The sequence below is a fragment of the Bradyrhizobium sp. Kon56 genome, assembly GCF_055807635.1.
This window is the reverse complement of record NZ_JBVVOU010000123.1, coordinates 1-600: the sequence shown is the minus strand read 5'-3', so window position 1 is coordinate 600 and position 600 is coordinate 1. Positions and strand designations below refer to the sequence as shown.

General features: G+C 59.2%; 1 pseudogene. It reads left to right on the top strand.

Features of this window, described 5'->3' with window-relative positions:
• Positions 1-600: pseudogene (locus tag AC0L3B_RS38225) on the top strand (CoA transferase); the annotation flags it as partial.

Sequence of the window (600 nt, the reverse complement as noted above, 5' to 3'; positions counted from 1 at the left end):
AGCGATCGGTTCTGCTGGACATCGAGTCATCCTCTGGCCGAAAGGCCTTCGAGAGGCTCGTGAAGTCTGTTGATTTGTAATCTGGAACGCGACTGACCGCCAGGTCGAGCGCATTGGGTTTGATCCCAAGAGCCTTAAAGCGCTCAATCCAGATGCGATCTTCTGCCAACTCGATTGCTTCGGCGGCATCCGTCGCGGCCCACGAAGCGACTATCTCGGTTATGAAAATCACGTTCAGGCAACGACAGGCATTATGCTGAGGTCCGGCGGATCCTCTGAAACACCCGAGGAATACGCGCACGGCGGTACCATTGACGTGATGGGCGGGTTCAGCGCGGCCCTCGGAGTTGCGGCGGCGCTGTATCAGAAGGCCAGGACCGGACAAGCAGAGCGAGCTCGCACGTCCCTATCGGCACTCTCCGGTCTCTTGCAGCTTCCGTTCTGCTACGACTACGAAGGGCGTGGACCCTTCGATGAACCAGCTCGGATAGATTCCAAGGGCTACGGTGCACTGAACCGCTTCTACGAGACGTCGTCCGGCCGCAGTCTCCTGCTTAGCGCATCCGAGCGCGATCTACCGCGCCTTGGACGAGTTGAGGG